Origin of the sequence: uncultured Nostoc sp., assembly GCF_964245445.1 — a bacterium.
Taxonomy (GTDB): Bacteria; Cyanobacteriota; Cyanobacteriia; order Cyanobacteriales; family Nostocaceae; genus Nostoc.
The window spans coordinates 21,394-27,393 of the sequence record NZ_CAXTNE010000052.1; the positions used below are offsets into that span (position 1 = coordinate 21,394).

The window sequence follows — 6,000 nt, forward strand, 5'->3', positions numbered from 1 at the left end:
TGCCTATGGCTATAAAAAGGTAATAACGAAATTGCAGTTTAGTGATGATGCTCTTACTCATAGCGATCAGCCACTACCTGTAATCTAAAACACTTCAGCTAATACTAAGTGAAGATAGCCGTTGATTAACCTTTCACCTAGTTACTACATAACAAAGCATGAATTTGTATTTCCTTATTATTTGTAACCTGTAACCTGTTCGCTACTAGCTGTAATTAGACATCGCTGATTGTTTGTGAAGAAGTCACCAGTTGCAGTGGCAAAGAAAGCACATAACGATATCCTGATTCTGGTGAACCTTGAATCAAAATTTGTCCACTATGCAATTCTGCCAGTTGACAACTTAGCAACAGACCCAAACTTTCACGAGAGATATTTCCATGTGATTTAGCTAAATTTATACCTGAACTAGCAGCAAAGAAATTTAAGTGATTCGCACTTAAGTGATTTGAATTATCCACTGCTACTGATGAAATATCTCCTTGCTCCTGGTTTTGTCCATGAGTATTGTAAGTTGCTACTTCACCTGTTAGCTCCAGCAGCGACAAAGAATTGAGACGGAAGTAGGGATCAACTTCAGTAATACCGTCCCCTAGCCAAGGGTGGGAAACCCAAATAGTAATGTTGAGCGTATCTTCTTTGTAAGAAACATGAATACGAACAATGCTACCTGTAGCCGAAAGTTGAATCACACTGAAAACCAAGTGATAGAGGATTTGCCGCACCTTGTCTTTATCTAAAGGCCAAATGCGATTGCGTCCTGGTTCTATAGAGAGGCGAATATCTTGTTCACGGCGATTAGCCACTTCTTCAAGGGTATTGATCGCTTGTTGACACAGCATTTCGATATCCACAGGAGCTATATTTAGCACGTTTGAGTTTTCATCCATAGCTCCTAGTTCGGTAATTTCGTTTACTAAGGAAAGTAAGTACCGACCACTGTGTTGGATAATTTCCAAATATTCTCTTTGCTTAGTCGTCAAAGGCCCATAAATTTCACGTCCTAAAACACTAGCCATACCAAGTACAGATGTTAAGGGCGTGCGTAACTCCTGAGTTAGCTGATCCAAAAGTTCCAGTTTCAGTTCCTTGGTAGAAACAGAGCCGCTATCTGTAGTGGCTGGGGTGATTTTAATTTCAGTATTCCGTTCGTCATTGATTGAAAATATCGGAGCGATTACGGGAGTACTTGATTCGAGTCTCCGTTGTAAAAGCCGATTACGTTCAAATTCACTCATGCTCCAACGAGCTATAATTTGTAAAAACTCAATGTCTCGGTTTGTAAAATTACGCGGCACTAAATCCATCACCGCCAATGCACCCAAACAATGTCCCTCAGCATCAATCAGTGGCGCTCCTAAGTAAGCACGAATACCATAATCCTGCACTAACTTACTGCTAGCAAGTACTGAGTCTGTTAGGTTATGCGTATCATTAATTACAAATATTTGAAGACTCTCTACTACTTGAGTGCAAAAGGATTCCCGACGTGGCAGTTGGCGACTTTGTGCTAAATGATTCATTAGCCCCAGCCTAGATAAGCCCACCGCCGATTTGAACCAGTGGCGTTCTTGATCTACAAATCCCAAGATGGAAATTGGTGCTTCCAAAAAGTGGGCAGCAGTCTGTGTGGCTTCTTCAAAAACCGGAATCGTCTCTGGTTGCCGCAAACCTAAATCTGACAAAGCTTTGAGGCGTTGTTGTTCTCTTGATTCATGAGAGTCCCAACCATCCTTTAGGGCAAATAATTTATTTTCAGGCTCTATCATTGCCACTGCTACCTTAATAATTTCTCGATACTGTAATTGATATAAGCCCTATTCTGGGTTATCAATTGCTATTTTTAAGCATTCCCTAATTTTGCCTCTGACAAACAAATTTGGAGCAAAAATTTTTTATCTCTTACATTAAGTCGGTTACTAGTGCTGAATATTCTTTATTTAACGCTGGTGTAGCCTTTATTGCTTGGGATTTTACAGCCAGACTGCGTTAGATTTAGATTCAGCCAGGGTAAGCTAATGCTAAGGATACAATACAAAGGGGCTGTCATTCTTTATGTACAGAAGGAAAATTCTGACTGGCATATTAAAAGTAAATTTACTGATAAAATTAAAATTATGTATTTTTTATAGCAATAATTACTTATAACAACTAGCATTAATGGCTGACAATCCTAGATAGTTTATATAAGTCTCGATTCAATAGATTAAACCTATTACAATTTTATGCTGAAAATTGTACAGGCTTTTTTATTTTTTCCATCCGAGTAAATATTTTTTGAGGACAATTGGTAATGAATAAAATGACCATTAGAGTACCTTTTGTAGACTTGAAGTTACAACACGAACCAATTCAAACGCAATTGCAACATGCAATCCAATCTGTATTGGAACAGGGAGATTTTATTTTAGGGCAAGCAGTGTCAGATTTTGAAGCAGCATTTGCGGCAGCGTCTGGCGCAGCTTATGGAGTTGGTGTTGCATCAGGAACAGATGCGATCGCTCTCGGTTTGCAAGCGTGTAATATTGGTGCTGGCGATGAAGTGATTTTACCAGCAAACACTTTTATAGCAACCTTGATTGGGGTACAACGGGCTGGCGCGAAGCCAATTCTGGTAGATTGCGATCGCCAAACAGCTTTAATTGACTTAAGAAAAGCAGCAAAGGCAATTACGCCTCATACCAAAGCAATTATCCCTGTGCATCTCTATGGTCAAATGGTATCACCAAGTGAACTATTGAATTTTGCCGATACCTACAAACTACTAATTTTTGAAGATGCTGCACAAGCACACCTCGCTCAAAGAGATGGATATTACGCTGGTTCAGTCGGAATAGCAGCAGCTTTTAGTTTCTATCCCAGCAAAAATTTGGGAGCGTTTGGGGATGGAGGAATGTTGCTAACACGAGATTCAGATATAGCTCAGAAGATGATGCGCTTGCGAAATTATGGTGCATCGCAAAAGTATTTTCATACTGAACCAGGTACAAATAGCCGCTTGGATACTTTACAAGCAGCAGTCTTGCACCAAAAATTACCATATTTGCCACAATGGAATCGCGATCGCTTGACTATTGCCCGGCAGTATGATAAAGAACTAGTACCCTTGGCAACTGCTGGTATTATCCATCTGGAAAACCAAAGTGATATAGGCCATGTGTATCATCTTTATGTCATTAGAGTTGATGATTCTTGTCCCATAGAACGCCAGCAACTCCAAGAAAAACTTACAGCAGTAGGAATTCAAACTGGCATTCATTACCCAATTCCTTGTCATCTCCAACCGGCATTCACCAACTTAGGTTATCAGCCTGGAGATTTTCCCCAGGCAGAAAAACTGTCAAAAGAAATATTATCATTACCAATGTATCCTGGTTTGAGCAGTAGCCAAGTTAAAGAAGTTGTAACAGCTATCGCTCATGCAGTCTCAACTTCTAAAACAGAGAAACCCTCTCATGCTGACCTTGGTAGCGTGGTAGCCTGAAGTTAATTCATACCTAATGTACATCTAACAATTAGACATTAGTCATTTGTACTTTCTCTCAATTAATGACCAATGACTAATGACCAATGACTAATGACCAAAGTTTTTGAATTACTGAAAATCATGGCACTCCAGCAACAGGTTAGAAACAGAAACGCATCAGGCTTATTAAATCTAGCTATTTTAGGCGTTTTGCTGCTGCTTTATGCTCCTATATTGCTACACTGGTTGGATGGTTGGCTGAACAAAAATATCAGTACAGAACACGAATATTTCAGCCACGGAATTATTGGTTTACCATTTGCGGCTTATCTGGGCTGGATGAACCGGAAAAAGTGGAAACGTTTACCAGATACCATCCATCCTTTGGGTCCTGTTTTATTGTTATTCGGATCAGTGTTTTATCTTAGTGGTGTTACAGAGTGGGTTAACCTTTCCTTGCCTGTTATACTGGCAGGATTATGCTTGTGGTTTAAGGGAATAGCAGGTTTGCGATTGCAAGGATTCCCCCTGATACTAGTCTTTTTGGCAACCCCAACGGCAGTACCCTATCTCATTGCTCCCTATACCTTGCCTCTTCAGAGCTTCATCGCTGGCACAGCAGGCTTTATACTGAATCAATTTGGTATGGACGTAACCGTAGATGAGATAAATCTCTACGTGGGAGGACGGATTGTAGAAGTTGCTCCCTATTGTGCAGGGCTGAAAATGTTGTTTACTACTCTCTACGTCGGCTTGATGCTGCTTTATTGGACAGATGCTTTGTCTTCACGTCGCACATTTATAACGTTTTTATCTCTTGCTGCGATCGTTAGTACTTGTGCCAATATCATTCGTAATACTTTACTGACTTTCTTTCACGGCACAGGTCAAGAAGCGGCTTTTAAATGGCTGCATGAGGGTTGGGGTGGTGACCTTTACTCTGCTTGTATGTTGGTGTCTTTAGTGCCCTTACTGAATTGGATTAATAGCTATTTTTCAACATCAGAAACTCAACAAGAAGGGGAAAGTCATTAGTCATTCTTTCTCCCCCCGCCTTCCCTGCCTCCCCTACTTTTTCTCTACTAATAAATATTACTGTACTCATGGTGCGATTTTATGAAGTAAAATTTTGCCTAAGTATTATAATTTTTACTGATGATTTCTTTCTCCAAGTTTTTTAAGGAAAACCAATTGAGCCAGGTGGCTGCACTTTTGTTATTGCTACTCTTATTGGCAATAGGAGGGGTTCCCGGATACCTGACAGGACATTGGCAATGGAAACAGCCGCCACCTGTTACTACCCTCAAGGAGTTAAAACAGGTCCGCCATGCTGGGTTACCCCTTCCTGGTTGGCAAACTATTGAACAAGTAGAACAGCAAATTGGCGAACATAAATGGTCTTTGCAGGTAATTAAAAAAGAAGGTTCCGAATCCCAGGCAATCTTGCTTTTGCTGCCGCAAAATGGGCCTATGGATCAACCAGAGGTAGAGTGGACAGACGTTAACGGCTGGGGAAGATCACGCTGGGGAAAGTGGGATATAGCTCAATATCGTTCTGCTGAATTTACTGTAAAACCGCCTGCAAAGTTGACATCTAAGGTTGAAACAAAAGTAGAAGCTAGGTTCTTTCGCGCCGTCACACCACAGCAAACCTTCGCTGTCTTGCAATGGTACGCTATGCCAGATGGCGGAAATCCATCACCTTTCCACTGGTTCTTGGTAGATCAATTAGCCCAGTGGCGTAAGCAACGCACTCCTTGGGTGGGCGTGAGCATTCTGATTCCAATAGAACCTTTGGGGCAGGTAGAAACATCTTGGCCTTTAGCACAGTCTATTGGAGAAACAGTGCAAGCTAAATTGATGGCAGACTCTTTGTAGAGTCTGTTATAGATGCATTTGTGCAGAGATGCTTCAGTTGTATCTCTACAATCACGTTTAGGTTAAAAATATGAAGTTATAAATTAGAATTGGTAAAATTTTTCTACTTTTTGTTGGTAAAATACTTGTAGATAAAAGAAACGTTTAGGATATTTTTAGAGTAAAATTACCACTCGGCGCGACTAATTTTTATCTCAGTTTTCTTGCACCGATGTTCATAGATCAAAGTTCTTATATGCGTGCATTCAGCGCCCTGTGTTTTGTCAGTCTTCAAGTAGGAGTTTTTTTAACAGCACCTATCCAGCTTGTTGTTGCCCAGCCTTTTCCATCTCAAGGACAATCACCAAGGCAACCCCCTGCACCTGTGCCAGGTACTGAGGTCGTGCCTCCAAGTGCAAATAACGAAATTTCCCCCCAACTCAGTCGCTATCTCTTGGGGCCAGGAGATACAATTGGTGTTGTGCTTCAGCGTCCTCCTGGGCCGTACCGCTTAGGAATAGGAGATGGAATTAGCGTTTCGGTGCAGCGCTTTCCAGATTTGAGCTTTCAAGCTTTAATCAACCCAGAAGGTAACATTGTGGTGCCGCTACTGGGAAAAGTTTCCTTACAAGGTTTGACTTTGGAAGAAGCTCAAGAAAAAATTCGCTTGGGTTTAA

Annotated in this window: 5 protein-coding genes; 4 read left to right on the forward strand and 1 reads right to left on the reverse strand. The window is 41.0% G+C overall.

What is annotated here, in order from left to right:
• Positions 1 to 215: 215 nt before the first annotated feature.
• On the reverse strand, positions 216 to 1,769 hold the full coding sequence (locus ACFE90_RS11900) for a GAF domain-containing protein (RefSeq protein WP_375500681.1): 1,554 nt from the start codon (positions 1,767 to 1,769) through the stop codon (positions 216 to 218).
• 533 nt (positions 1,770 to 2,302) lie between these two features.
• Between ACFE90_RS11900 and ACFE90_RS11905 the strand changes: the two genes are divergently transcribed.
• The 4 genes from ACFE90_RS11905 to ACFE90_RS11920 form a co-directional block, all read left to right on the forward strand.
• The gene (locus ACFE90_RS11905) at positions 2,303 to 3,484 is read left to right on the forward strand and encodes a DegT/DnrJ/EryC1/StrS family aminotransferase (RefSeq protein ID WP_375500683.1); all 1,182 of its coding nucleotides are present in this window, start codon (positions 2,303 to 2,305) and stop codon (positions 3,482 to 3,484) included.
• Positions 3,485 to 3,607: 123 nt separating this feature from the next.
• Complete coding sequence (gene crtB / locus ACFE90_RS11910) at positions 3,608 to 4,501, forward strand: cyanoexosortase B (protein ID WP_375500703.1); 894 nt, start codon at positions 3,608 to 3,610, stop codon at positions 4,499 to 4,501.
• A gap of 120 nt (positions 4,502 to 4,621) precedes the next feature.
• Positions 4,622 to 5,344 (forward strand): cyanoexosortase B system-associated protein, encoded by a 723-nt coding sequence (locus ACFE90_RS11915; protein WP_375500685.1) that lies wholly within the window; start codon positions 4,622 to 4,624, stop codon positions 5,342 to 5,344.
• Between the two features lie 235 nt (positions 5,345 to 5,579).
• Positions 5,580 to 6,000, forward strand: a 421-nt coding sequence (locus ACFE90_RS11920) for a polysaccharide biosynthesis/export family protein (protein ID WP_375500705.1), incomplete at its 3' end; no start/stop codon positions are given.

Coding starts and splice junctions, on each gene's coding strand:
- ACFE90_RS11900 (WP_375500681.1), bottom strand. CDS start 1,769: ATGATAGAGCCTGAAAATAAATTATTTGCCCTAAAGGATGGTTGGGAC.
- ACFE90_RS11905 (WP_375500683.1), top strand. CDS start 2,303: ATGACCATTAGAGTACCTTTTGTAGACTTGAAGTTACAACACGAACCA.
- ACFE90_RS11915 (WP_375500685.1), top strand. CDS start 4,622: ATGATTTCTTTCTCCAAGTTTTTTAAGGAAAACCAATTGAGCCAGGTG.
- crtB (WP_375500703.1), top strand. CDS start 3,608: ATGGCACTCCAGCAACAGGTTAGAAACAGAAACGCATCAGGCTTATTA.